We start from the raw sequence: 26,331 nt of genomic DNA on the forward strand, positions 1-26,331 counted from the left end.
TCCGCACAATGATAAAAGTGACGCAAAGGCGGCACTATGACATGAATAATGGCCCCCAAAGGGCGATCTACGTGGATGCGTATCTCGTTTTGGTTGTGTGACTGTTTCCATTTCAGACGAATTTTACTGGGCGGCGGCCAGGGATCTCCGAAAAGAAGGCAAATGTTGCGAAAATTGTCTTTCAATCGGAAACGCAAAGACCAGGCTCGTCCCGACATATCGTGGCGCTGTGCGCCACACTTCGGCAGGGTCGCTGTTGTTCCGCGCCGCGAACCAATAGCCCGGATCGCGCGTGATTTACGACAAGCGCGCTCCCTTTTGAGCGCCAGATCCGATTCGCGTACCAACGCCGGCCGCACTTGCGCCCGATTTCGGGATCCTGCCGCGCCACAATATCGCGAAGGGATCGCATGACATATGGCGCGACGCAGGCGAGACCCGCTCGCCACCACTAATCCGCCCCCTGGATCGGCGGGACGAAACGCCGGTTCCTGCGGGAGCCCGCGCCCAACACGATACGGGCCGGGGCCCGCGCGTGTCAGAAGAGGTCGACCTCGCCGCTGACCGGCGCGTCGCACGGCATGGCCGCCCCGGTGAGCGCGAGCGACAGGTCGCGCAGGCGCACCTTGTGGATTGCCCGGTCGAGCTTCAGGACCGGCGGCTGTTCGATCTCGTCGGCGAGCCCGTCGAAGAGCAGGCCGAGTTCGCACAGCGTCTGCAACAGCCGGTCGAGGTTCTGCAGCGCCGCTGAGACCGGTGGCATCACCTCGTCGGTCTCCTTCATGGCACCGGTGATCCACCCCTCCAGCCGCAGCCCGTCCTGCTCGAGCTGGCGCATCTCGCCCGCCAGACGCCGGAACAGCACGTCGAGGTTCACTGTGTCGCTCGGCTCGCTCACAGGGGCCCCACCACGGCCTGCAGGCAGTTTTTCATCTGGGGAGTGTCGAAGGGTTTGGTGATGAAGTTGTTCAGTCCCAGTTTCTTGCCGGTCGAGAGGATTTCCTTGTCGAGTTTGCCCGACACCAGAATGAAACCGATACGGCTGGTCTGCTTGTTCTCGCGCAGCGCCTTGAGCAGCTGCAGGCCGTTGAGCCCGGGCATGTTGTAATCCGAGATGACGATGTGAACCGGCTTCGCCGCGATCTTCTGCAACGCCGTCTGGCCGTCCTTGCAGAAGTCGATATTGGTGATGCCGATCTGTTCGAGGGCCATCAGGATCAGCGATCGGCTCGTGCTCATGTCGTCGACCACCATGACCGAAAGCGAATTCTTGAGAGACATGTCAGAGGGTCCTGCGTTCTGAGGAAAGACGGGCGTCTCCGGCGCGGCAGAACGTGGTCTTGCCGCACAACTCGAGCCGATTGCGGAATTCCGGACCGAGCCGTTCGGAATGACCGATGAAGAGCGTGCCCTCGGGGCCGAGCACCGTCTCCAGCCCCGCCCAGATGTGCGCCTGCGTGGCCTCGGCCATGTAGATCGCGACGTTGCGGCAGAAGATCGCGTCGAACGGGCCGTTCAACGGCCAGGGTTCCATGAAGTTGAGATACCGAAATGTCACCAGAGCGCGCAATTCGGCGCGCACGCAAACGGTGCCGGACTCCGAGCCGGACTCGAACAGGATATCGCGCATCCGTGATGGCAGACCGGACAACGCGGTGTCGCGGTAACGCCCCTCTGCGGCCGTATCCAGCACCTCGCGACTGATGTCGGTGGCAAGGATCTTCACATCGTAACGGGCGGCGTCGGGGAAGGCTGCCAGCACCGTCGCCGCAATCGAATAAGCCTCCTCGCCGGTGGAACAGCCGGCCGACCAGAACCGCAGCCGCCGCCCCGCGCGCACGGGCGCGATCAGCCCGGGAAGAATTTCCTCCGTCAGATAGTCGAAATGTTCGCTTTCGCGAAAGAACCGGGTGGTGTGCGTGGTCAGCGAGGTGACCATGCGGTAGCGCTCGGCCCGCTGGTCCGGCGCGCGCACCAGCGCGATGTAGTCGCTGAACCGGGTCAGTCCCAGTCGCCGCACATGCTTGTTGAGGCGCGAGAACACGAGTTGCCGGCTGTCCTGTCCCAGGGTGATGCCGGCGTCTTCGTGCAACATCCGGGCGATGGCGTCGAAGTCGGCGGCGGTGAAATCGCAGCCGGTCATCGCGCCGAGGCGTGGGCCGTCGGACAATTCGGTCATCAGGCTTCCTCGGGCATCTGTATACGGGGCAGGACAGCGGCAATGTTGAGGATGCGCAGCATGCGGTCGTCACTGGCGATCACGCCCTCGATGAAACCGGCAGTAGCGTCGGCACCCACCTTCGGGGGCGGCTGGATCTCGGACGGCGAAATGCCGAGGATGTCGGATACCGCGCTGACGAGGAAGCCCACCGTCTGATTGCCCAGAACCGCGATGATGATCACATGGCGCTGCGTCGGCTCCAGCGGCGTGAGGCCGAGCCGCGAGGCGAGGTCGACAATCGGCACCACGGCACCGCGCAGATTGATCACCCCGAGGATGTAGGACGGCGCGTGTGGCAACATGGTCACGTTGGTCCAGCCGCGAATCTCTCGTACGAGCATGATGTCCATGCAGAAATCCTGCTCGCCGATGGCGAAGGACACCAGTTCGCGCGCGCCGGTGCTGTGGTCGTCTTCGATCTGCTCGGCCATGGTCATTCTCCGATCGCTGTCAGCAGGGGCGCAGGGGCCGGCAGGTCACGCTCCGCCATCTGCGCGGTTTCTTCGGGGTCGATGATGAGGGCGATCTTGCCGTCACCCAGGATCGTCGCCGCCGCCACTCCGGGAACGTGGCCGTAATTGCCTTCGAGGCTCTTGATGACGACCTGGCGCTGGTCGATGATCCGATCGACCGCGAGCGCCCAACGCTCCCCCTGCTCGGTCTCTATGAGCAGCAGCACGAGTTCCGTGACCGTGAGCCCGCAGCTGCGGTACCCGAAGGCAAGCCCCAGATCGACGATCGGCACCAACGTGTCGCGCACCTTTATGACCTGGGCGGTGGACCCCATCATGTGCACGTCGTCCCGCGTCGGGCGGATCGTTTCCAGCACCGCCGTGATCGGCACGACCATGGTCTGTCCGGCCACGTCCACCACCATTCCGTCGAGCACCGCCAGTGTCAGCGGCAGCGAGATCGAGAAGGTAGTGCCGCGCCCCGGCGCCGAGGTAATGGCAACGCGTCCACCGAGTTTGCGGATTGCGCTTTGCACCACGTCCATGCCGACGCCCCGCCCCGAAAGGTCGCTCACGGCCGCCTTGGTCGAGAAGCCGGGCAGGAACAGGAGCCGGTCGATCTCCGCCTCCGACAACTGTGCGTCCTGCGCGATCAGCCCCTTGCTCGCGGCAATCTCGAAGACCCGCTTGCGGTCGATCCCGGCTCCGTCGTCCGACACTTCGATCAGCACGCGCCCCGAACGGTGCGACGCGGAGAGACAGACGGTTCCGGTTTCGGACTTGCCCGCCGCGAGGCGGCTCTCCGCTGTCTCGAGCCCATGGTCGATGGCATTTCGCAGGATATGGGTCAGCGGCTCGATCAGACGCTCGATGACCGTCTTGTCGATTTCGGTGTCTTCGCCCTCCGTATCGAACTGTACCGATTTACCGGCGACCTCCGAGGTCTCGCGCACGATCCGCGCCATACGCTGAAACAGCTGCTTGACCGATTGTGCCCGCAACGACATCACGCTTTCCTGGATCTGCAGCGCGAGCGATTTGTACTCATCAAGCGAGCTGCCGATGTCGGCGCGGTTCGCCACGTTGGCTTCGCTGAAGCTTTGTGTCAGGACCGACTGGTTGATCACCAACTCGCCGACGATGTTGATCAGCGAATCCACAAGGTCGAGATCGACCCGGACCGTCGATTTGGGCCCCTTCGCCGCCGGGGCGCTCGCTTCGGCGGCGGCGGTCTTGGGCGGAGCGGCGCCAGACTGCTTGGCGGCGGTAAGCGGAAGCGGCGTATTCTCCGATTCGGCGCTCGGGTTCCGCGGCGCGGAGGCTGCTTCTGACGCGCTTGCCGGCCCGATCGTCGCCGATGTCTCGGGTTCCACTTGTTCGATGTTCACCGTGGCGAGTGTGTCCACGAATTCAAAGACTTCACGAATGTCCTCTTCGCCGCTGTCGGTCGCAAGCTCAAGCCGCCAGCGCAGGTAAGGCGTCTCCGGTACAAGGGTCTCGAGATCGGGAAGGCCGGCGGTATCGGCGCGTACGGTCAGGTCGCCGAGGCCGGCCAGTTCGCGGAAGAGGTGCACCGGCTCATGCCCGGTGGCAAAGAGCTCCGCCGAGGCGGTCACGTCTATGCGATAGAGCATTTGTGCCGGCGCAGCCAGATCCTCCGGCCCCAACGGGATTGCGAGCGGAGGAAAACTCAGGTCGTCGTCGTCGCTTTCGGGCTCCGGCTCGGGCTCGGGGACCTGCACCGGTTCCGCTGAGGCTCTACCCTCGTCGCCGATCAGGCCGTTCAGCTGGGCCACCAGCGGTTCGGACGTCGCGGTGTCCGGAGCCTGATCAGCGCGACCGGCCGCCACCAGATCCGCCAAATGGTCGGCACAGCGCTGCAGGATACGGATGTTCTCCGCATCCGGCGGCAGCTTGCCTGCGCGCATCTGGTCTAGCACTGTTTCGAAACAATGCGAGAAACGCACGATCGCCTCGAGACCGAATGACGCCGCACCGCCCTTGATCGAATGCACGGTGCGGAAGACGGCGTTGATCACCTCGGGGTCGAGCGCGCCCGTGGGCATGCTGGCTTCGATGTCGGCCAGACCGTCGTTCAGGGCCTCGAGCAACTCGTCGCATTCGAGGAAGAACATCTGCTTGATATCGTCGAGCGATGACATGGGCGGCTCACGTGGAAGCGATGCGGCGGATGGCCGCGATAAGCTTGACGTCGTCGAAGGGCTTGACGACCCAGCCAGTGACCCCGCTCTCGCGGGCCCGCTGCTTGAGATCCTGCGCGCTTTCCGTGGTCAGTACCAGGATCGGCAAAGCGGTGCGTTCGGCGTTCTCGCGGATTGCGGTAATCACGCCGAAGCCGTCGAGCCGGGGCATGTTGATGTCGGTGATCACCACGTCGGGATCTACCGCATCGAGACAATCGAGCCCCGCGACACCGTCTTCCGCGGTGTGCACGTCAAAGCCTGCCCGGGCCAGACACATGCGCAGCATCTCCCGGATGGTCCGCGAATCGTCGATGGCGAGGATCTTGAGGCTCATATGTCATCCCCTTCTGCAAGCAGTTCGGTGTCGAGCCCGAGCAGGCGGAGGTCGTCCTCCATCGCCGGCGAAGGCTGGATTGTCAGTGTGGGACCACCGGCCGCGCTGGCGCGGCGGGCGGCGAGGAGCACCTGGGCGCACAGCGTACCGATCTTGCGGACCTGCGCGCCGTCGAGCACGATCTGTCGCCCTTCTGCAGCGGCGAGCATGTCCTTGAGCGCGGGGGCCGCGACGGTGTCGAGTTTTTCGGGAAGCGCGAACGGCTCTGTCATGGTCCTGAATCCTAGAAGAGGTCGACATCACCAACCGGCGCGGCAGCGGCACGTGCGGCTGGCACGGCCTCGGCGACGAACAGCATCTGGGCCTGGCCGGTCACCGGCACGTAGCGCAACCGCCGCGCGCGATCCCCGCCAAGGCTGCTGGAGACCAGCGGGATCTTCTCGGTGTCGAGATAGTCCCGCGCGAACGCACAATTGGCCTCTCCGATGCGGCCCATGCGACCGGCCATGGTCGCGCCACCGAAGATCTTGGCTTCGAGCCGGGACTTCCGCGCCCCGAGCTTGAGCAGTCCGTTAATCAACACCTCCATGGCGTAGGAGCCGTAGCGTTCGTTCGCTCCCGCGCCGCCGTCATGGCTGGCGAGAAGAAAGTGGTTCATGCCACCGACACCGGCGGCCGGGTCGCACAGACAGGTGGCCACGCAAGACCCGAGCAGTGTGGTCAGCACGATCCCGGGATCGTTCGAGACCTCGAATTCGCCCTGCACGACCAGCCGGCTACGGACGGGCGCGGCGCTGGAATTGAAGGAATGATCACTCATCAGGAGGGTCCGGAGCTGAGGTGAGAAGCAGTGGTGACGTGTCAGGGCGGGCGCCGTCGCTCAGAAGTCGGCCCATTTCTCGGTAGCTTGCGGGGTAGGTTCGAAAGTCGGCGCCGTGGAAGTGGCGCGCGTGCCTGCGACGGCACGTTCAGGAAGCGGTGTCGGGGCCTGCACCTTGCGCGCGTCGGAGACGTCGCCCCTCAGCTTGAAGCGGGCCAATGTATCCACGAGCAACACAGCGTCATTGCGAAGCGCTTCGCTGGCCGCGGTCGTCTCTTCCAGCCGCGCGGCGACCTGCTGGGTGGATTGGTCGAGGTTGGTGACCGAGCCGTTGATCTCTTCGAGGTTGATCGACTGTTGCTGGGCGGAGCCGGCGATGTCCGATACGAGAGTCGAGATCTCCGTCACCGAGTTGGCGATCTGCTGGAGGGCTTTGCCCGTGCGGCCCACCAGATCGACGCCCTTCTGCACCTGGGAGCCGCTTTCGGCGATCAGTTCCTTGATCTCGCGCGCCGCGTCCGAAGAGCGCTGCGCCAGGGCCCGGACCTCGGATGCGACCACGGCGAAGCCGCGGCCTGCATCCCCGGCCCGAGCAGCCTCCACGCCCGCATTGAGCGCCAGGAGGTTGGTCTGGAAGGCGATGTCGTCGATGACCTTGATGATCGACGTGATCTCTTCGGAAGAGGATGCGATCTGGTCCATCGCCGCGACCGTTTCCACCACCACGCCGCCGCTTTCCTCGGCGTTGACACGGGCGGCGGAGACCGCCTTGTCGGCCTGTGTGGCGCCGTCCGCGGTGTGCCGGACGGAGTTGGTCAGCATGTCGAGCGCCGCCGCGGTCTGTTCGAGAGTGGCCGCCGTGCTCTCGGTGCGCTTGGACAGGCTGTCGGCGGTGTTGGAGATGTCGCCGGTTTCGTTGCGGATGTTCGAGGCGCTGTCGAGAATCTCCACCAGCGCAGTCTCGAGCTTGTCCATTGCGGCGTTGAAGTCCACACGCAGGTCTTCATAATTCGGCGCGAACGGGTCTTCGATGCGCGCCGTCAGGTCGCCGTCGCTGAGATTGCTGAGCGCGATGCGAAGCTTGTCGACGACGGTGATGCGTTCGGCCTCGGCGCGATCGGATTCCATGCGCGCGGCCTTGATCTCCTCGTGGGCCGTGGTGACATCCCTGGCCAGCAGGAACAGACGGTCGACCTTGCCGTTCATGTCAGCGACGCGTGTCAGGCTGCCGTCGAGCACGAGCGCACGCCCCTCTGCGCTCCGGAGCCGGATCTCGCCGTGAAAGGCGGTCCCGGCGGCGACCCGGGACATGGTGTCCGCGAGCGAGGCATCCTCTGTACCAAGGCCGGTGACCAGACGTCCGAAGTCGCTGTCGGCAAGCGCCTCGCGGGAGCTGTTCAATGCTGCGGCGAACAGCTCGTTGCTGCGCAGGATCCGCCCGTCGGTGGTCAACTGGCACATCAGCTGCGAGGATTCGATCGCGTCAGCCATTGCGTTCTTGAACCAGACATCGCTGATATCGATCCATTCCAGCACATAGCCGATCGTGTCGCCCGCCACGTCCGTGGCCCGGTTCACGCGCAGATCGATACGGCGGTTGCCCAGGATGATGTGGCTGTTCATGCCGGACTCGCCGAGTGTGCGGATCTTGGCGCGGATGCTGGACGCATTCCCGTGGAAATCGTCCATCGTACAACCGACCAGCGCCTCGGGATCCGGGTTGGCCCGGCCGGACTCCTTCAGCGCGGGCCGCGCCAGATGGAAGAGCTCCCGCAGCGGGCCGTTCACGGCCGTGATGCGCAGGTCGTTGTCGACCATCATCAGCGCCGCAGAGGCGTTGCGGAAGGCGGCACCCTGGAACTGCGCCTCGCGTTCCGCCGCACGTCCCTTCACGAGCTGTTCGCGCAGGCCGTCGAGAGCGCGGGCGATGTCGCCGATCTCGTCGGCGCGGCCGCGCTGCGGCACGTCGAAATCGTATTCGTGCCGGCTGAGGCGACCGATCACGTCCCGGGCGGTGCGCACCGGATCGACGAGGAGGAGCTTGTAGAGCAGGATCGTCGCAGCGAGGGCGGCAAGCGTCACCAGCCCGGTGACCAGGAGCGCGCGGCCGGTCAGATCGCCGGCCTGTTCCACCGCTATGACATCGGTCCAGTGCGTGACGAGGGCTCCGACCGGCTCGGTCCCGCCGCCATGGAAGAGGGGTTCGGCAATGGTCAGACCGCCCTGCCCCGTCACCCTTTGCCGGGACATCATCGCCTCTCGGGCGAGTTCCGTGGCGTCCACGCCCTCCATGGAGCCGGCCGTGGTGACCGCCTCGCCCTCCGGGCCGGAGGCCACCGCGCCGAGAATTCGACCTTCCTCCATATCCATGAGGCGGTCGAGGAAGGAGATTGTATGCTCCGTATTGCCGAAGCGGACCGAGGCGGCCGACATCTCTCCGACGAGGGTGGTGAGATTTTCCGCTTCTTGTCGGAGGCCCTTGGACTCCGCCTCCAGAATGCCGCGGCTGTAGACCAGCGTCATGGCCAAGGCGACGATCGCGCAAGAGAGCACGCAGAGCGCGGCAATCGTGACGAAAATCGAACGGAACGGAGAGGTCGAGGGGCTGCCACGCATGACGGTATTCCTGTAGGTGGACGGGGCAAGACGCGAAGAGGAGCGGATGTACCGCCTAGAACGCGTCGATGTTGAGGCCGACTGCGACCGCACCGACGAGCGCACCGGTTTCGTCCGCCACGGGAACCGAGACCTGCACCTGGTAGGCCTGAGTGGATTCGTCGAACTCGACTTCGCCCGTGTGAACAGCCTCCGGGCCTGCACCGAAGGTCTCCAGAAACTTGGCCTCGTCACCCTGCCAGAAGTCGGAGGTGACACCGCTGATCGCGACGTTCATGCCGCGATTGTCCATCAAGATGACCTCGGTCATCCGGCCCTGGGAGTTGGCGACGGCACCGCGCACGATCTCGGAGGCCGGATCGTCCAGCACCGGGGAGATGGTCGGTGTCACGGCAGCGCCCACTTCCGCCCGCCAGGCGGCGTCGAGCGCAAGGATCTGATCCTCGGTCAGGTCGGCATGCCGGGCGTTGCTGGCGCGCATGGCGGACATCACGACGCTGTCCGCTGCGAGGATGGCAGCCTGATCCTTGACGTAGGCCATCATGGCCGTGTTGCCCTCGGCGGCGCAAGCGCCCCCGGCGAGGCACACGGCCCCGACCGCGCCCAGCAGGGCAGACTTGAAGGTCATGAGAATGTCTCCTGCAAACTGACGGCTTCCGCGCCGACAGTCGCAACATCCCCGACCCCGATTAATTCGCGGTAAAGCGTGCCCGATCCCCGATCGGACAACGCCTAAAACTCTATCGAACGGCGCGCACCGCGCGCTTACCAAAGCGCCGAGAAATCGAAATTTCTTTTGCGTTCAGATACCTGCAGGGCGATTCTGAAGCGCCCGGCAGCACCTACTGGATGCCGCGGATCGCCGGATAGGTCGCGCGGAAGGCGGCGTAGCCGTCCTCCATGGCCGCGGTCATGCCCGGCAGCGGCGCGATTTCCCGGCCCGTTTCGGGCGGGGTCATCACCGTTTCGGGCGCCGCGCCCGTCGCCGCGCAGAGGCCGAGCCGCGCCGCCCCCAGCGCCGCGCCGAATTCGCCCCCCGCCGGCAGCGCCAGCGGCACGCCCAGAACCGTGGCGATGAGCTCCAGCCAGTAGCGCGACCGGGTGCCGCCGCCGATCGCGAACAGACGCTCGGGCGAGGCGCCGGTGGCGCGCAACGCCTCGAAGCTGTCGCGCAGGCCGAAGGCCACGCCTTCGAGCACCGCGCGCGTCATCGCGTCCCGCGTCGTGTCGGTGCCGAGGCCGGTGAAGCTGCCGCGGATCGCGGCGTCGTTGTGCGGCGTGCGCTCGCCCGACAGGTACGGCAGGAAGCGTTCGCGGCCCGGCGCCTGCAGCTCGCCGAGGGTCGCGGTCAGCTCGGCCGGAGTGGAGCCGGTGACCCGCGCCAGCCAGTTGAGGCTGTCGGTCGCCGAGAGCATCACGCCCATCTGGTACCAGCGGCCCGGCACCGCGTGGCAGAAGGTGTGCACCGCGGTCTCGGGGGCCGGCGCGTAGCCGTCGCGCGCCGCCAGCAGCACGCCCGAGGTGCCCAGCGACACGAAGCCCTGCCCCTCGCCGAGCGCGCCGATGCCGCAGGCGGCGGCGGCGTTGTCGCCGGCCCCGCCGGCGACGGTGACCTCGCCGGTCAGCCCCCAGCGGGCGGCGAGGTCGGGCCGCAGCGTCCCGGCCGGCTCCGAGCCTTCCACCAGCGCGGGCATCTGGTCGCGGCGCATGTGCCCGGCCGCCAGCAGCCGGTCGGACCAGTCGCGCGCGCCGGTATCGAGCCAGGACGTCCCGGCGCTGTCGGACATGTCGGCCACGGCACCGCCGGTCAGATGGAAATTGAGATACGCCGCCGGCAGCAGCACCCGCGCGGTGCGGGCGAAATTCTCGGGCTCGTGCGCCTCCACCCAAAGGAGCTTCGGCGCGGTGAAGCCGGGAAAGACGATGTTGCCTGACAGTCCCCGCACGTCCGGCGCGGCGTCGAGCGCCGCGGCCTCTGCGTGCGCGCGCGTGTCGTTCCACAGGATACAGGGCCGGATCACCGCGCCATCGGCGTCGAGCAGGGTCGCGCCGTGCATGTGTCCGGCCACGCCGATACCGGAGAGCGCCGCGAACTCGGGATGGGCGGCACGCAGATCCTCGATCGCACCGTCGAGCGCGGCGACCCAGGTGGCCGGGTCCTGCTCGCTCCAGCCCGGTTGCGGGTTGGAGACCTCGTAGGGCCGCTCTGCCGCGCCGATGGGCACGCCGCCGTCGCCCACCAGCAGCGCGCGCAGCCCCGACGTGCCCAGATCGATCCCCAGATGGCTCATCGTCCCGCTCCCTTGTGGCCCAGATGCGGGCGCAACCTGACCAATGACGCCGGGATCGGCAAGCACGTTCCGATGTCCCCGGACGGCGGCGCTAGTCTTCGCCGTCCTCGCGCCGGGACGGTCGCTGCGCGGCCGCGCGCGCATCGACCGTCTCGGGGTCCCAGACCACGAAGAACTGGTAGCCGCACCAGAGCCCGGCGGCGCCGAACAGAACGGCCCAGCCGACATTGCCGCCGGCGATCTCCACCAGCGCCCACAGCAGCGTGACGACGGTGATCGCGACGCGGCGCCAGAGCGGCTTCAGGAACGGGGTCTGCAAATCGAACATGTTTCGGATCATGCCGTGCGGCGCGGCGACTGTCCACGGCGGGCAGCGCGCCGTCTTGCCGCCCCGCGAGGGCTGCCCGGCCCGGACCTCGCGCGAAGCGACCGCGTCCCGTCGCCGCGGTCCGTCCCGCGAGACCGGCCCAGCGGCTCCGCAGCGACAGAAAGTGTCGCTTGACGAATAATCGACGTCGTATTCCTGCATGTTTCCACCGCCTCGGCGTCACAGGATTGCGGGCATCGCTCATGTACTGGCATGCATGGCTTTCATGGAGAAATTCCGGGATGCGCCTTCCATCGGCGGGGTTCCGCCGTTACCCTTCCTCGCGCGAAACCCGATCGGTCCGGCGACTGGCTGCAAACGGCATTTCGCGGCGCGAAAGCGACACGGCCGACATACGCGCTAGGGTTCCTGCCGGACGACTTGGCAAATTACAGGACTGACATGAGACAGATTGCACTGACGACGGCCCTCACGCTTCTGGCCGCACCCGCCTTCGCACAGGACGGCGAGAGCTGCGGCGAAGTCTCGATCACCGAGATGAACTGGGCCTCGGCCTCCGTGGTGTCGAACGTCGCGAAGTTCATCATGGAGCAGGGCTACGGTTGCGACGTGAGCATCGTGCCGTCCGACACGGTGCCGGCAGTGACCTCGGTCGCCGAGAACGGCGAGCCGGACATCGTCACCGAGCTTTGGGCCAACTCGACCGGCGAGGTCTATCAGCGCCTCAAGGACGAAGGCCAGATCGAGGAGCTTGGCGCCGTGCTGGACCCCGGCGGTGTCGAAGGATGGTGGATCCCCGCCTACCTCGCCGAGGAACACCCCGAGCTGAAGACCATCGAGGGCATCCTGGAGAACCCCGACCTCGTCGGCGCGCGCTTCCACAACTGCCCCGAGGGCTGGGGCTGCCGGGTGGTGAACGACAACCTGCTGCCCGCCTTTGGCGTCGCCGATGCCGGGATCGAGGTTTTCGACCATGGCTCGGGCGAGACGCTGGCGACCTCGATGGCCGCGGCCTATGAGGACGAGGCGCCGTGGTTCGGCTATTACTGGGCGCCGACCGCGCCGCTCGGCCGCTACGACATGGTGAAGGTCGATCTGGGCGGTTACAACGAAGAGGCGCATAACGCCGCGCAGAACCCCGACGCGACGGATGTCGGCAAGTCGGACTTCCCGGCGGCACCGGTGAACACCGCGGTGACCAGCACCTTCTCGGAAGAGCATCCCGAGCTGACGGAGTTCCTGTCGAAGATGACCTTCGACGTGGACACCATGAACTCCGTGGTCGCCTGGATGGAAGACAACTCCGCCTCGGGTGAGGAAGGCGCCGTACACTTCCTGACGACCTTCCAGGACGAGTGGACCGGCTGGCTGAACGACAGCGCACGCGAGAATCTGTCCTCGGTGATCGACGGCTGATCCTGCGTCGCCGGCCGCCGCGCCGGCGGCACGCACATTTTCCGCATCGCGGCGCGCCGCGGTGCGGTTCCCCGTCCCCAAGGCCGGCGAAGACCCGGTCGGGACCAAGCAAGAACACGACCCGAAAACAAGGCAACCATCAGGGATCCCACATGACACGTACCTTCACCGTCGCGGCCGCCTCCTGCGCCGCGCTTCTGACCGCGGGCACCGCCTTCGCGCAAGACGACACCTCCTGCGGCGAGGCGTCCATCACCGAGATGAACTGGGCCTCGGGCTCCGTCGTCACCGGGGTGGCGACGTTCCTGATGGAACAGGGCTATGGCTGCGACGTTACGGTCGTGCCGTCCTCAACCAACCCCGCCATCGCGTCGGTCGCCGAGAACGGCGAGCCCGACATTCTCACCGAGCTCTGGGTCAACGCCGCGCCGGTCTACGACCGCCTCGCCGCGGAAGGAAAGGTCGAGCCCCTGACCGAGGTGCTGTCCGACGGCGGCATCGAGGGCTGGTGGATCCCCGATTACACGCTCGAGGCGCATCCCGAGCTGGCCACGATCGAGGGCGTTCTGGAGAATCCCGACCTCCTCGGCGGGCGGTTTCACAACTGCCCCGATGGCTGGGCCTGCAAGACCGTGAACACCAACAACATCCGTGCCGCGGGCCTCGAAGAAGCCGGTTTCGAGATCTTCAACCACGGCTCGGGCGAGACCATGGCGACCTCCATCGCCTCGGCGCATGCCAATAACGAACCCTGGTTCGGCTATTACTGGGCCCCGACCGCCGTGCTCGGCCGGTACCCGATGACGCGCGTCGATGTCGGCGAGTACGACGAGGAAGCGCACGCCTGCAATTCCACGGAAGACTGCGCCGACCCCGAACTGTCGGCCTATCCAAACGGCAAGGTGCTGACCGTGGTCACCGACAGCTTCGCGGAGGCCGAGCCCGAGGTCGTCGACTTCCTGCGCAACATGCAGTTCACCAACGACCAGATGAACTCCGTCCTCGCCTGGATGGAGGAAAACAATGCCTCCGCAGAGGAAGCGGCGGTGCATTTCCTGACCAGCTACCAGGACGTTTGGTCGGGCTGGCTGAGCGACGGCGCGCGCGAGCGTCTGGCCTCCGTGCTGGGCGAGTGAGCGGCGGCGCGGCGCGGGCAAAGCCCGCGCCGCGAAGTCGTTCGTGAACGCCGCCGACTGGTCAGGACGCGATGTCGCCGCATGTCTGGGACTGGAGTTCCGAGACCTGAGGATACCAAGGACCTGCACATGCGACACCTCTTCATGGCCGCCGCGGCCGCGACCGCCATCGCCACCGTCCCAACCCTCGCCCCGGCCCAGGGCGAAGGCAGCTGCGGCGAGGCGACGATCACCGAAATGAGCTGGGCGTCGGCGTCGGTCGTGACCGCCGTCGCCACGTTCCTGATGGACCAGGGCTATGGCTGCGACGTCACCAAGGTGCCGTCGTCGATCACCCCGGCGCTCGCCTCCGTGGCCGAGACCGGAGAGCCCGACATCCTCACCGAGCTCTGGGTCAACTCGGCCCCCGTCTACGACCGGCTGGTCGAGGAAGGAAAACTCGAACCGCTGACCCGCGTTCTGTCGGATGGCAGCGTGCAGGGCTGGTACGTGCCCGACTACCTGCTGGAGGAGCATCCCGAACTCGGCACGCTGGACGGTGTGCTGAAAAATCCCGACCTGCTGGACAACCGCTTCCACAATTGCCCGGACGGCTGGGATTGCCGGACGGTCAACGACAACATCCTCGCCGCGGCCGGCTTCGAGGACGCAGGCTTCGAGATCTTCGACCACGGCTCGGGCGAGACGCTGGCCTCCTCCATCGCCTCGGCCCATGCCGACGAGGCGCCGTGGATCGGCTATTACTGGTCGCCCACGGCGATCCTCGGGCGCTACCCGATGACGCGGATCGACATGGGCGGCTTCGACGCCGACGCCCATGCCTGCAACGAGACACCCGATTGCGCCGACCCGCAAGTGTCGGCCTACCCGAACGCGGACGTGTTCACCGTGGTCACCGACAGCTTCGCCGAGGCGGAGCCCGAGGTGACCGACATGCTGCGCAACATGCAATTCACCAACGACCAGATGAACGCCGTGCTGGCCTGGAAGGACGAGAACACCGCCTCCAACGAGGAAGCGGCGGTGCATTTTCTGACCAGCTACCAGGACGTCTGGTCGGACTGGCTGAACGATGCGGCACGGGAGCGTCTGTCGAACGTGCTGAACCAATAACGACCGGCGCCGCGGCGCCCGACCGGCGCGGTCCTGAGGGGCCGCGCCGCACAAGAAGAAGGACCAGGGGACAATGGCAACCTACGACTGGATATTCGACACGCTCGGCCTGAGGGGCTGGTGCGGCGGGGACGGCGAAGGCGGCGGCTCGGCACCGATGTCGATGGCTGACCTGATGGCTCAAAGCTCGGGCGAGGCGCCGGAGACGTCGCTCTGGGACACGCCGTTTCCGTCGATGGACGCGCTCAACGACGCCTGCGCGTCGTTTCCCCAGTCGCGCGAGCTGACCCGCGGGCTGGAACGCGGCTTTCTCGATATCAAGGACTGGCTGTCCTACGTGCTCGATCCCTTGACCCAACCGCTGAGCTGGGCGCTTCGCAACGCGCTCGACCTGTTCCAGACGGTGCCGTGGTGGCTGATGATCCCGATCCTGGGGCTGATCGTGCTCGGCATCAGCCGCTCGTTCAAGCTGATGGCCTTCGTCGTCGGCTCCTTCGCGCTCCTGGCCTTCATCGATTATTACGACTACGCCATGCAGACGCTGGCGATCATCTTCGTCTGCGCCGTCATATGCGTGGCGCTCGGCGTGCCCATCGGCATCGCCATGTCGCGTTCGGACAGACTGCAGGCGGGCATGATCCCGGTCCTCGACATGCTGCAGACGCTGCCGCCCTTCGTCTACCTGATCCCGCTGATCTTCCTGTTTTCCGTCACCGAGCCCAAGCTCTACGGCATCGCCATCATCCTTTACGCCATCGTGCCGGTGATCCGACTGACCAATCTCGGCATCCGGCTCGTCGACAAGGAGGTGATCGAAGCCGCGGACGCCTTCGGCATGACCAAGCGCCAGAAGCTCTACGGCGTGCAGATCCCGCTGGCGCTGCCGAACATCATGGCCGGCGTGAACCAGACGATCATGATGTCGCTCGCCATGGTGGTGATCGCCTCGCTGGTCTCGGCGCCCGGCCTCGGCGTCCTGGTCCTGCGCGGCATCCGCAATCTCGAACTGGGCGTCGGGCTGATCTCGGGTCTCGGCATCGTGCTGCTGGCGGTGATCCTCGACCGGTCCACCAAGGCGGCGCTCGCCCGCGTCAACGCCGCACAGAAGCATTAAGGAGGGCGCGAGATGACCGATCCCAAGATTTCCGTCCGCAACCTCTACAAGATCTTCGGCGAGGAGCCGCAGGCCGCCCTGGCCCACGCCAAGGCCGGCATGGACAAGGCACAGCTTCTGGACGAGCATCGCCACGTCCTCGGCCTGCGCGACATCAACGTCGACATGGCCAGCGGCGAGATCACCGTGATCATGGGGCTCTCGGGCTCCGGCAAGTCGACGCTGATCCGGCACCTCAACCGGCTGATCGACCCCACCGACGGCCAGGTGATCGTCGACGGCGAGGACATCATGTCCTATTCCGACAGCGCGCTGCGCGGCCTGCGGCGCAAGAAGATGTCGATGGTGTTCCAGAAATTCGCGCTCCTGCCCCACCGCACGGTGCTGGAGAACGCCGGCACGCCGATGATCGTCGACGGCGCCAAGCGCGCCGAATGGGAGAAGGAGGCGACCCGCTGGCTCGACCGCGTCGGGCTGGAGGGCCAGGGGCCGCAATATCCGCACCAGCTTTCGGGCGGGATGCAGCAGCGTGTGGGCATCGCGCGGGCACTGACCTCGAACTCCGACATCATGCTGATGGACGAGGCATTTTCGGCGCTCGATCCGCTGATCCGCACCGACATGCAGGATCTGCTGATCGAGCTGCAACGCGAGCTTCAGAAGACCGTGGTGTTCATCACCCACGATCTGGACGAGGCGCTGAAGCTCGCCGATCACCTGGTGATCCTGAAGGACGGCGAGGTGGTGCAGCAGGGCGAGCCGCAGCACATTCTGATGAACCCGAACGATCCCTACATCGTGGACTTCATCTCGGACATCAATCGCGCCCGCGTGCTGCGCGCACGCACGGTGATGACCGAGGGGACCGACGATCCCGGCGGTCTCTCTGGCGAGGTCGACGAGAACGCCACGCTCGAGGATGTCATCGCCAAGGCCGACGGCGACACGAGGCTGAGCTTCCGCGTCACCCGCAACGGAACGCCCGTCGGCACCCTGCCCATGACCGACGTCGTCAAGGCGCTCGTCCCCACCGCGGCCTCCGAGGACGGGATGCGCCAGGCCTCCTAGGCGGCGCCCCGCCCCGGAGCCGACAAGACCCGCGCCCCCGGGCGCGGGTCGTGCTATGACGCGCGCGGGCCCAGGCAGCGCACGGGGGAATCATGCCCGACGGCAGGACTCAGACAGACGCCGCGCCGCATGCGGACGCGGCCGCGCCGGCGATCCGCGCGCGCGGGCTCGTCAAGCGGTTCGGCGACGTCGACGCGGTCGCCGGCATCGACCTCGACGTGCCCAGGGGCATGATCTTTGCCATTCTCGGCCCCAACGGCGCGGGCAAGACCACGCTGATGCGCATGCTCGCCACGCTGACGCCGCCCGACGACGGCACGGCAGAGGTGATGGGCCACGACCTGACGGCCGCCCCCGACGCGGTACGCGGCGCCATCGCGATGACCGGGCAGTTCGCCTCTCTCGACGAGGATCTGACCGGCCGCGAGAACCTGATCTTCCTCGCCCGGCTCTGGGGCTTCGGGCGCCGCGCGGCGCGCGACCGGGCCGACGCGCTGTTCGCGGCGTTCGAGCTGGCCGATGCGCGGCACCGGCAGGTGAAGGATTATTCCGGCGGTATGCGCCGGCGGCTCGACATCGCCGCCTCGCTCATCGTCACGCCGGGGGTGCTGTTCCTCGACGAACCAACCACCGGCCTCGATCCCACGGCGCGCCAGCGGGTCTGGCGGATGATCCGCCAGCTGGCGCAATCGGGCGTGACAGTGCTTCTGACCACGCAATACCTCGAAGAGGCCGACCAGCTGGCCGAACGGATCGCGGTGATCGATCGCGGCCGCAAGATCGCCGAGGGCACCAGCCGCGAGCTCAAGGCCGCGACCGGATCGGGCGTGCTACACGTCACGCTGGCCGAGGCGGACCCGCTGGACCGCGCCGCGGCGCTGCTGGAGGCGCGGCTCGAAGCTCCCGTCCAGCGCAGCCCCGAAGGCGCGCGCCTGTCGGTCATGGCAACCACGGCGGAGGCGGCCAACGGCGCCATCGCCGCACTGCTGGCAGACGGCGTGCCGCTCGAGGATTTCGCCATGGGCTCGCCCAGCCTCGAAGAGGTGTTCTTCGCGCTCACCGGCGGCGCCCCGCAATCGGAGGATGCGGCATGAGCGCCCCCCTGTCCGGACTGGAACCCACCGCGCGCCCGCCGCGCCCCTCGGCGCTGTCCAACGCGCTGACCTTCGGCTGGCGCGCGGTGCTGAAATTCCGCCACGTCCCCGAGCAGCTCTTCGACCTGATCATGACGCCGCTCATGTTCACGCTGCTCTTCACCTTCGTCTTCGGCGGCGCGCTGGCGGGATCGACCGGCGATTACCTGCAGTTCTTCCTGCCCGGCATCCTCGTGCAGACGGTGGCGTTCAACGCGGTCTATTCGGGGATGAACCTGTCGACGGACCTCGGAAAGGGCCTCTTCGACCGGTTCCGCAGCCTGCCGATCTGGCCCCTGGCCCCCTTTGCCGGACTGATCGTGGGCGACGTGCTGCGCCACCTCATCGCCGGCGGCATCATCCTCGGCATCGGTCTGATCCTGGGCTACCGGCCCGAGGCGGGACTGCCGGGGGTGATCGCCGCCTTCGCATTGCTGCTGACCATCGGTTTCGGGATCGGCTGGGTCTTCATCGTGCTGGGCCTCTTGATCCGCACGCCGACGACCGTGATGACGCTGGGCTTCACCGTGCTTTTCCCGGTGGTCTTCGCCTCCAACATCATGGTCCAGCCCGAGACGATGCCGGACTGGCTGCGCGCCTTCGTGGCGGTCAACCCGGTGTCGCTGATGACCACGGCGATGCGCGGCCTGATGGCCGGCACGGCGAGCCTTTCGCAGATCGCGCTGGCGCTGATCGCCCCGGTGCTTCTGACGGCCGCCTTGGCGCCCCTGACGCTGCGGCTCTACCAGCGCCGTTAGGGCGCCAGCCGTCAGATCGCCTTGACCAGCCGCAGCGCGTCGTAGATCGCGGCGTGCGTGTTGCGCGCCGCCACCGCGTCGCCGATACGATAAAGCCGGTAGGTGCCGCCGGGGTTCCGCACCACCTCCTGCGGGCGGCCCGCAACAAGCGCCTCGTAATCGACCTCGCCGCGGTTTGTCGAACCCTCGCGCAGGTCGAAATAGACGTCGTCGAGCGGGCGCGTGCCGTGGTTCACCACAACCTGGTCGACGCGCCGCTCGCGCGTGGCGCCGCCGTAATCGCTGCCGAGCGTGGCGCAGAGGCCGTTGCCGTCGCGCGCCACGGCGTCCAGCTTCCACGTCACGGTGAAGGTCACGTCGCGCTGCTGCAGCGCGCGCATCGCCGGGGTGAGCGACATGGCCATGACCTCGGAGGCGATGGTGCGGTCGCGGGTCACCATCTCGACCTTCGCGCCGGTGGCGGCGATCTTCTCGGCCGCCTGGAGCCCGGCGTAATCGCCCGCATCGTCGTAGATCAGCACGTTCTCTCCGGGCGCGGCATCGCCCGACAGGATGTCCCAGGCCGAGACGACGAGGCCGTTGCCCTCGCTCAGCACCTCCGTATGCGGCAGCCCGCCGGTGGCGACGATGACGACGTCGGGCGCATCCGCCTGCACCGTTTCGGCCTCCGCGAAGCTGTTGAACCGGAAGCTCACGCCGAGGCGCGTGCATTCCTCGAACCGCCACTGGATCAGCTGGATCATCTCGGCCCGCCGCGGCGTCTGCGCGGTCAGCCGCACCTGCCCGCCGGGATCGTTCGCCGCCTCGTGCACGATGACCTCGTGCCCCCGCTCCGCCGCGACGCGCGCGGCCTCCAGCCCCGCAGGGCCGGCGCCGATCACCACGACGCGGCGGCGCGTCTCGGCCTTCGGCACGACATGCGGCTGCTCGAGCTCGCGCCCCGTCGCGGGGTTGTGCAGGCACAGCGCCATGCCCCCCTGATAGATCCGGTCCAGGCAATAATTGGCGCCGACGCAGGGACGGATGCGGTCCTCCTCTCCGCGCAGGATCTTGGCGACGATGTGCGGGTCGGCCATGTGCGCGCGGGTCATCCCGACCATGTCGAGCTTGCCGCTGGCGATGGCGTGCCGCGCGGTCGCGACATCCTGTATTTTGGCGGCGTGGAAGGTCGGCACCTGCGTCGCCGCACGGATCTCTCCGGCGAAGTCGAGATGCGGGCTCGACCGCATGCCCTGCACCGGAATAACGTCGGTGAGGCCCGCGTCGGTGTCGATATGGCCCCGGATCACGTTGAGGAAATCGACCAGCCCGCTCGCCTTCAGGCGGCGCGAGATCTCGAACCCCTCCTCCTTCGTGATCCCTCCGGCGAGGTCCTCGTCCGCGACGTAGCGGATGCCGACGAGGAAGTCCTCGCCCACCCTCTCCCGGATCGCCGACAGCACGTCCATCGACAGTCGCATCCGGTTCTCGAGGCTGCCGCCATGCGGCCCGTCCAGATCATTCGTCGCCGGCGACCAGAACTGATCCAGAAGGTGCCCGTAGGCCTGAAGCTCGATCCCGTCGAGCCCGGCGTCCCTCATCCGTTCCGCCGCGTCGGCATAATCCTCGATGATGCGGACGATGTCCCAATCCTCGGCCACCTTCGGAAACGCCTTGTGCGAGGCCTCCCGTTCGTGGCTCGACGACACGACGGGCAGCCAGTCGGCCTTGTCCCAGCGGGTGCGGCGGCCAAGATGCGTCAGCTGGATCATCACCGCGCAGTCATGATCGTGGCACTCGTCGGTGAGCGCCCTCATCCAGCCGACCACCTCGTCCTTCCAGGCCAGGATGTTGTTGAAGACCGGCGGGCTGTCCCGCGCGACCGAGGCCGACCCGGCCGTCATCGTCAGCGCCACGCCGGCCCGCGCCCGCTCCGCGTGATAGGCGCGATAGCGCGCCTTGGGCATGCCGTCCTCGGGATAGGCCGGTTCGTGGCTGGTGATCATCAGCCGGTTCTTCAGCCGCAGATGCTTCAGATCGTAGGGCTGGAGAAGGGGATCGGTCGACATGCTGCACCTCCGTGGCGTCTTGGCAATTCGGATGCCGGAAATGTTCACTTGTGTCAATTAAAAGATCATCGATGTATATTTTGTGTTGAAGGGCGCTGCGGGGCTTCTTAATGTCGCGCCATGGAACAGCTCGAAGACACCGATCCCGGCAAGACATCGGGCTGGCGCGGCTCGCGCGAACTGTGGCTCGACGCGGCCAAGCGCGCCTTCCTGGACACCGGGCTCGGCGCGGTGAAGATCCAGCCGCTGGCGACCCGGCTGAACCTGTCGCGGACGAGCTTCTACTGGTTCTTCAAGGATCGCGGCGCCCTTCTGGACGCGCTGCTCGAAGAGTGGGACGCCAAGAACAGCGGCGCGTTCGAGACCGCCTGCAGCGCCTATGCCGAATCGATTCAGGAAGCGGTGCTGAACCTCATCGTGGTCTTTCACGACGAGGCGCTGTTCGAGCCGCAGCTCGATTTCGCCGTGCGCGGCTGGGCGCATCAGTCCGATGCGGTCATGGCGCGCGTGAACGACGCGGACGAACGGCGGCTGGCGGCGATCCGGGCGATGTTCGAACGGTTCGGCTATGCGCCTCAGGACGCCGACGTGCGCGCGCGCACCGTCTACCTCGTGCAGATCGGCTACATCTCGATGCAGGTGCAGGAAGATCCGGCCGTGCGCATGGCGCGGGTGCCGGGCTACGTGAAGACCTATTGCGGCGAAGGCCCCGCCCCGAACGAACTCGCCCGCTTCCACGCGCGGCTCGGCTTCGACGCCGCGGAGCATGCCCAACCGCACAAGGCTGAAACCTGAGGGGACCTGGCGATCCGGCTGTGGTCTGGATGCTGGCGCACCCGTCAGGATTCGAACCTGAGGCCTCTGCCTTCGGAGCAATTTGTCCTGGCTATCCTAAATGCACGCCAGGGCACGCTATGAAACTACAACCTACTGACACTGCTGGACAATTTGGATTTCCTCGCCGAAATCCATATCCGAAACTTCGCTCCGATTTTCAACCGGCTGCTTCCGTGGTGCTTCCGCGGAAGCAGACCCTCCTCAACAGGAGGAGTGCCTGATGGCAAGGCTCACGAAACGTGTGGTGGACGCCGCTGCCGTCCGCGAGAAGGACTATTTCATTTGGGACGACGAGTTGCCCGGCTTTGGCCTTCGCATCTTCGCGTCCGGCAAGCGCAGCTACCTAATCCAATATCGCGCCGCAGGTCGAACCCGTCGCTACACGATCGGCCTGCATGGCATCTGGACGGCGGAGACGGCCCGGCAGGAAGCCAAGGTGCAGCTCGGTCGCGTCGCGCAAGGCGACAACCCCTCCGAAGAACGACTGCTCGATCACCAGGCGATCACCGTCAAGGAATTGTGCGCCCTGTACCTCAAGGACCTGGAGGCGGGTTTGATCCTCGGGAAGGGTGGCCGACCGAAGAAGGCGGGCACCATCATCAGCGATGTCGGTCGTATCAAAAGACATATCATTCCGCTCATAGGCAATCGCCGGGTCAAGGACCTCGTCAAGGCGGACATCGCAAAGGTTTTGAAGGATGTCATGGCTGGCAAGACGGCGGTGACCGTCAAGACCAAGAAGCTGCGTGGCAAATCCATCGTGCGAGGCGGGGCTGGCACGGCGACACGAACAGTGGGACTGCTCGGTGGCATCCTCACCTACGCCATGGAGGCAGGCATCATCACGTCCAACCCTGCTCACGGCATCCGTAAGCCAAAGGACAATGTGCGTGGCCGCCGTCTCACCGAAGCCGAATATCGGACACTCGGCGAAATGCTGCGAAAAGCCGCCGAGATCGAAAAATACGCGATGACCGTCGAGATCATCCGTCAGATCGCCCTTACCGGCTGCCGGCGAAGCGAAATGATCAATCTGAAATGGGCCGAGGTCGATACCGACGCAAGTTGCTTGCGCCTGGCTGACAGCAAGGAGGGCGCGTCCGTCCGCCCGATTGGCCTCCCCGCGGTCGAGTATCTCGAAGCAAGGCGTGAGGAGCAGATAGGCACCTATGTCTTCCCCGGCCAGGGTGAGGACAACGCGTTCGGTAGTTTCCCGAACCACTGGCGGAATATCTTCAGGGGTTCCCCCCTTGCCGATGTGACGGCGCACGTGCTGCGCCACAGCTTCGCCAGCATCGCGAACGATCTTGGTTTCACCGAAGTGACGATCGCTGCACTGGTCGGCCACTCAAAGGGATCGGTGACCAGCAACTACATCCACACGCTCGATACCGCGCTCATCATGGCGGCCGACACGATCTCCGGCTACATTCAGGGACTGCTCGATGGGGTCGAATTCAAGCAGACCGCCTATGCGCTCGATCGCGATTCCCGAAAGGCCGCGCTGTCGCGCTTCCTGCTTCAGGCTATCGGCGACGAAGAAACCGCCGAGACGGAGTGCATCGCGGCATAACTCGCGAATGGGCGCTTGAGCTCGATTTATCTTAGTCCAGCGCGATGGACTGGCGCAGCGCAATAGTGGCGGCTCTCGACCCCATTGTCGCCGTTGGCATCACGCTGCACGTGGTCGCCCAGCGGATTGACGGCACAGGCGGCGGTTCGATCTCGTCGCGGGCACTTCGGCCATTCGTTGGCGTCGACCGACGCATGCCGACCCACAGGGGCAACACGGAAGAGCGGCGTGCATGAATCGCCTCTCCGTCGGACGTCGGCTAGAATCGTGTGGAGTTCATGATTTCGGTCAGGAGCTCGTCAATACTGCCATGCGCGTGTCGAAGCCGTCATCTGCGGCGTTCTAACCCGAAGCCTGCGACGAACCGCGCTGCAGTAGCTCGTTCAGGAAGGCATCCTGGTTTTCTGGAGGCGACGGTGAGGTTGCTGCGCCGATCAAGGCACACACGCATCGACGCGCAAGCCGTCGAGCGTCCAGTCGCACTTGGCTTGGTATGTCCTGCATCGCCTGGCCGTGGAGGAAGTCGCTTCTCTCCTTGAAAAGCGCGAGGTATCTCTCGCCGGCCGAGGGATCGTCCAGGAGCGCCGCGAGGCGCCACGCGACCCGTGCTGTCGCGCCCTGGCGCCGTTGTCCGCTGATTTTCGGGCGCTTCCTCGGGTCATGGTCGATCGGCTGTCCCAGTGCGGCCTCGATCACCGTGACATGCGCAAGAAACTCGTCGATCCCATCGCTCGCGAACGCCCGGATCGCGAAGTGGTCGATCGGGCGATGAAATAGCGGGGAACGTCGAGCCTCCAGGAGTTCAGTCCAGGCTGCATCATCCAGATAGGCTGTTTGGGGGATCGCGGCGTCGGTCAGGGGCAACCGTGTAGGTCGTTCAATCTCCACCATGGCACCGTCCTCATCTTCGTAGAAGTCCGGCTCCCACGACAATGTGTCGGCATCGGGCGGCGTCGATCGGCGCGCAAACAGGTCGTCCGACAGAGTATGGACCCATGGCACGCGAAAGGGACGCCAATCCAAGTCGGAATAGCTGGTGACATCCTCCCAGGGGGCCGTCAGTAGCGCGAAGAGCGCGGCTTCGACCGGAGCGGGGAAGTGCCTTTTGTGCGGTTCGATCCGCCCGAAATCCTGTCGCAGATCGGCGAACAGTCCGGGGAGAACGCGGCCGCCAGATTTTCCGGGGAGGACCACGATCTCTTCGACGACGAGCCAGGCAAACCGGCTGAAGCGCCGGCTGTCGAAACGCCAGCCGGGCCGTTTTCGCGACAACCCTTCGGGGTCGAGGAGATCGTCCAGCTCCTCTGCCGTGAAGTTTCGAATGGCATTGGGTCCAAAACGCAGTTCGGGGACATCGTCGCCGAGATCTAGCGGACAGAGATGTAACAGGTGCGCTTCCGTCTGCCTGAAGGCTTGGTCAAGGCGGGCCGCTGCGATAGCCGGGGAGACAGCAAAGCGGGCGGGTGCGTCGTCGCTCCAGCGAAATCCGAGACCGTAGAGGGCCTGGCTGAGGGCAAAGTTCACGGCGTCCTTCGATCCCGCTGATTGATAGAGCCGCTGGCAGGTTTCCCGAAGCCTCACAAACGCGGGGGACGCATATAGATTGCCAGCTACCGGACCATCGTGACGCCACAGAGCGTCGACCGCGGACACTAGATCAAAGGGGAGCGGGTTGTTCAGGATGCGAACTCCTTGTGGCTATCGGAACCTGTCCGTATGCGGCGGGTCAAATAATGTAAGGTGCGGCGAGCTTTAATGTCACGGCTGCGGCGCGCGTTAGGAGAAGATCCGTGCGATCGATCGTTCCCATTGCAGAACAACTGGACCGCGCACTCGCTGAACTGGCGATTGATCACCCGCTCAATGGGCGGATCGCATTGATCCTCGTCGACAATGGTTTGGAGCTGATGTGCCATCAAAAATGCGCTGACCTATTGTTCGAGGATCGGCATAGGAATTCCCGCCGGCTCACGCCGGAACAGCGCAGCGACGCTCGTGGCCGCGCCTTCGACAGGAAAATCCAGTTTCTAAAAGAGCTCGGACACATTCCGCCCGATCAGGTCCGGGCGATGGCAATCCTGCACGAGTACCGGAACCAGCTCTACCATGTCGGACTCCGCGACGATCCGATCATCGGGCAGCTCGCGCACCTCTATTTCCGCCTAGCCGCTGGGCTGCTCGAATCGCTCCTCGGTGCGCAGCGTCATCTGCGCTGGGAACCTGAAGTCGTCAGCGATGCGGCACGTCGTCTTCTGCCTGAGTTGGTAACCACGAAGTACCGCAGAGCCCAGGTCGATTTGACTGGACTACGCGATCGGCTGCTCGCGGCTTGTCCGCAACCGCCAATGTCGGTCGAGCGAGCGTTGAGCGCGCATGTGTTGTTTCGGGTCGACCAGGCGGAGTCGGCTTTCGGCATCATCGCCAGGGGACGCTCGGGAACAGTTGACCCTGTCGATACGCTGCGGACGATCCAGCTCGAAGCTGACACGATCGCCGCAATCGTTCGTTTTCGCCGCGATGGCGATAAGGCGCTGAAGGCGAAGGGCCTCCCGCCCAAGCCGCTTGATGTGGACGCGCTCGGGATGGCGCGAGGGACGAAAGTGCTGGTGGATCTCAACGCGCGCCTGCTGCCTGGCTGGAAGCCCAGATACCCGCAGTTGCCGTTCGAGAGCTGGAGAAAGCGGGCCGGGTCGCTTAGCGCCAAACGGACGGCCCTGACCGCACTGGAGATGTTTGACCAAATCAGGAAGGAGATTGACCAGTTGGAAGAGATCATGGCCGAACCCATCGAGGACATGCACGGATGGCACCAGCACCTCGAAGATGTCGCCATGGACAGCCGATAGCGCTCGATCGGTGTGATCGCGAT

General features: G+C 65.8%; 24 protein-coding genes. 10 read left to right on the top strand and 14 right to left on the bottom strand.

All coding sequences use genetic code 11. The features are described 5' to 3' along the window. Positions 1-538: 538 nt before the first annotated feature. The 12 genes from F3H57_RS10670 to F3H57_RS10725 form a co-directional block, all read right to left on the bottom strand. Entirely contained in the window at positions 539-898 is a 360-nt protein-coding gene (locus tag F3H57_RS10670; RefSeq protein ID WP_149755906.1) for a hypothetical protein, read from the bottom strand. After that, positions 895-1,281 (bottom strand): response regulator, encoded by a 387-nt coding sequence (locus F3H57_RS10675; protein ID WP_149755907.1) that lies wholly within the window; start codon positions 1,279-1,281, stop codon positions 895-897. The genes F3H57_RS10670 and F3H57_RS10675 overlap by 4 nt, the downstream gene beginning before the upstream one ends. A 1-nt stretch (position 1,282) precedes the next feature. Next, the gene (locus F3H57_RS10680) at positions 1,283-2,179 is read right to left on the bottom strand and encodes a CheR family methyltransferase (RefSeq protein ID WP_149755908.1); all 897 of its coding nucleotides are present in this window, start codon (positions 2,177-2,179) and stop codon (positions 1,283-1,285) included. Beyond that, a complete protein-coding gene (locus F3H57_RS10685; protein WP_149755909.1) occupies positions 2,179-2,652 on the bottom strand; it encodes a chemotaxis protein CheW in 474 nt (157 codons plus the stop codon). Before F3H57_RS10685 ends, F3H57_RS10680 begins: the two co-directional genes overlap by 1 nt. A gap of 2 nt (positions 2,653-2,654) precedes the next feature. Next, on the bottom strand, positions 2,655-4,835 hold the full coding sequence (locus F3H57_RS10690) for a chemotaxis protein CheA (RefSeq protein ID WP_149755910.1): 2,181 nt from the start codon (positions 4,833-4,835) through the stop codon (positions 2,655-2,657). 7 nt (positions 4,836-4,842) lie between these two features. Further along, positions 4,843-5,211, bottom strand: a complete 369-nt coding sequence (locus F3H57_RS10695; protein WP_149755911.1) for a response regulator — start codon at positions 5,209-5,211, stop codon at positions 4,843-4,845. Beyond that, a complete protein-coding gene (locus tag F3H57_RS10700; protein WP_149755912.1) occupies positions 5,208-5,483 on the bottom strand; it encodes an STAS domain-containing protein in 276 nt (91 codons plus the stop codon). Before F3H57_RS10700 ends, F3H57_RS10695 begins: the two co-directional genes overlap by 4 nt. Before the next feature lie 11 nt (positions 5,484-5,494). Next, the gene (locus tag F3H57_RS10705) at positions 5,495-6,031 is read right to left on the bottom strand and encodes a chemotaxis protein CheD (RefSeq protein ID WP_149755913.1); all 537 of its coding nucleotides are present in this window, start codon (positions 6,029-6,031) and stop codon (positions 5,495-5,497) included. Positions 6,032-6,091: 60 nt separating this feature from the next. Then, positions 6,092-8,647 (bottom strand): methyl-accepting chemotaxis protein, encoded by a 2,556-nt coding sequence (locus F3H57_RS10710; RefSeq protein WP_149755914.1) that lies wholly within the window; start codon positions 8,645-8,647, stop codon positions 6,092-6,094. A 55-nt stretch (positions 8,648-8,702) separates the two neighbouring features. Beyond that, the gene (locus F3H57_RS10715; protein ID WP_223163045.1) at positions 8,703-9,275 is read right to left on the bottom strand and encodes a cache domain-containing protein; all 573 of its coding nucleotides are present in this window, start codon (positions 9,273-9,275) and stop codon (positions 8,703-8,705) included. 214 nt (positions 9,276-9,489) lie between these two features. Then, positions 9,490-10,938 carry a xylulokinase gene (gene xylB / locus F3H57_RS10720; protein WP_149755915.1) on the bottom strand — a complete coding sequence of 483 codons (1,449 nt, stop codon included), beginning with the start codon at positions 10,936-10,938 and terminating at the stop codon, positions 9,490-9,492. A 91-nt stretch (positions 10,939-11,029) separates the two neighbouring features. Further along, positions 11,030-11,266, bottom strand: coding sequence for a hypothetical protein (locus F3H57_RS10725; protein WP_223163046.1), 237 nt, complete (start codon positions 11,264-11,266; stop codon positions 11,030-11,032). 441 nt (positions 11,267-11,707) lie between these two features. Between F3H57_RS10725 and F3H57_RS10730 the strand changes: the two genes are divergently transcribed. From F3H57_RS10730 to F3H57_RS10760, 7 genes are all read left to right on the top strand, one after another. Continuing rightward, a complete protein-coding gene (locus F3H57_RS10730) occupies positions 11,708-12,682 on the top strand; it encodes an ABC transporter substrate-binding protein (RefSeq protein WP_149755916.1) in 975 nt (324 codons plus the stop codon). A 152-nt stretch (positions 12,683-12,834) separates the two neighbouring features. Beyond that, positions 12,835-13,818 carry an ABC transporter substrate-binding protein gene (locus F3H57_RS10735; protein ID WP_149755917.1) on the top strand — a complete coding sequence of 328 codons (984 nt, stop codon included), beginning with the start codon at positions 12,835-12,837 and terminating at the stop codon, positions 13,816-13,818. A 129-nt stretch (positions 13,819-13,947) separates the two neighbouring features. Next, positions 13,948-14,931, top strand: a complete 984-nt coding sequence (locus F3H57_RS10740) for an ABC transporter substrate-binding protein (RefSeq protein ID WP_149755918.1) — start codon at positions 13,948-13,950, stop codon at positions 14,929-14,931. 73 nt (positions 14,932-15,004) lie between these two features. Next, complete coding sequence (locus tag F3H57_RS10745; RefSeq protein WP_149755919.1) at positions 15,005-16,045, top strand: ABC transporter permease; 1,041 nt, start codon at positions 15,005-15,007, stop codon at positions 16,043-16,045. Between the two features lie 12 nt (positions 16,046-16,057). Then, positions 16,058-17,113 carry a quaternary amine ABC transporter ATP-binding protein gene (locus F3H57_RS10750; protein ID WP_149755920.1) on the top strand — a complete coding sequence of 352 codons (1,056 nt, stop codon included), beginning with the start codon at positions 16,058-16,060 and terminating at the stop codon, positions 17,111-17,113. A 92-nt stretch (positions 17,114-17,205) separates the two neighbouring features. Continuing rightward, positions 17,206-18,207, top strand: a complete 1,002-nt coding sequence (locus tag F3H57_RS10755) for an ATP-binding cassette domain-containing protein (protein ID WP_149755921.1) — start codon at positions 17,206-17,208, stop codon at positions 18,205-18,207. Next, positions 18,204-19,004 carry an ABC transporter permease gene (locus F3H57_RS10760; RefSeq protein WP_149755922.1) on the top strand — a complete coding sequence of 267 codons (801 nt, stop codon included), beginning with the start codon at positions 18,204-18,206 and terminating at the stop codon, positions 19,002-19,004. The genes F3H57_RS10755 and F3H57_RS10760 overlap by 4 nt, the downstream gene beginning before the upstream one ends. Before the next feature lie 11 nt (positions 19,005-19,015). On the opposite strand, the gene F3H57_RS10765 is transcribed toward F3H57_RS10760, so the two are convergent. Next, entirely contained in the window at positions 19,016-21,052 is a 2,037-nt protein-coding gene (locus tag F3H57_RS10765) for an NADH:flavin oxidoreductase (RefSeq protein ID WP_149755923.1), read from the bottom strand. A gap of 120 nt (positions 21,053-21,172) precedes the next feature. Between F3H57_RS10765 and F3H57_RS10770 the strand changes: the two genes are divergently transcribed. Together F3H57_RS10770 and F3H57_RS10775 are read left to right on the top strand one after the other, a co-directional pair. Next, positions 21,173-21,847 (top strand): TetR/AcrR family transcriptional regulator, encoded by a 675-nt coding sequence (locus F3H57_RS10770; protein WP_149755924.1) that lies wholly within the window; start codon positions 21,173-21,175, stop codon positions 21,845-21,847. A gap of 262 nt (positions 21,848-22,109) precedes the next feature. Then, a complete protein-coding gene (locus F3H57_RS10775) occupies positions 22,110-23,462 on the top strand; it encodes a tyrosine-type recombinase/integrase (RefSeq protein WP_149755925.1) in 1,353 nt (450 codons plus the stop codon). Between the two features lie 342 nt (positions 23,463-23,804). Here F3H57_RS10775 and F3H57_RS10780 read toward each other — a convergent pair whose 3' ends face one another. Further along, a complete protein-coding gene (locus F3H57_RS10780; protein WP_149755926.1) occupies positions 23,805-24,986 on the bottom strand; it encodes a hypothetical protein in 1,182 nt (393 codons plus the stop codon). 266 nt (positions 24,987-25,252) lie between these two features. Here F3H57_RS10780 and F3H57_RS10785 point away from each other — a divergent pair, with 266 nt between their 5' ends. Continuing rightward, on the top strand, positions 25,253-26,308 hold the full coding sequence (locus F3H57_RS10785; RefSeq protein ID WP_149755927.1) for a hypothetical protein: 1,056 nt from the start codon (positions 25,253-25,255) through the stop codon (positions 26,306-26,308). The last annotated feature ends 23 nt before the right edge of the window (positions 26,309-26,331 follow it).

This window comes from Roseivivax sediminis, from assembly GCF_900112685.1.
Taxonomy (GTDB): Bacteria; Pseudomonadota; Alphaproteobacteria; order Rhodobacterales; family Rhodobacteraceae; genus Roseivivax; species Roseivivax sediminis.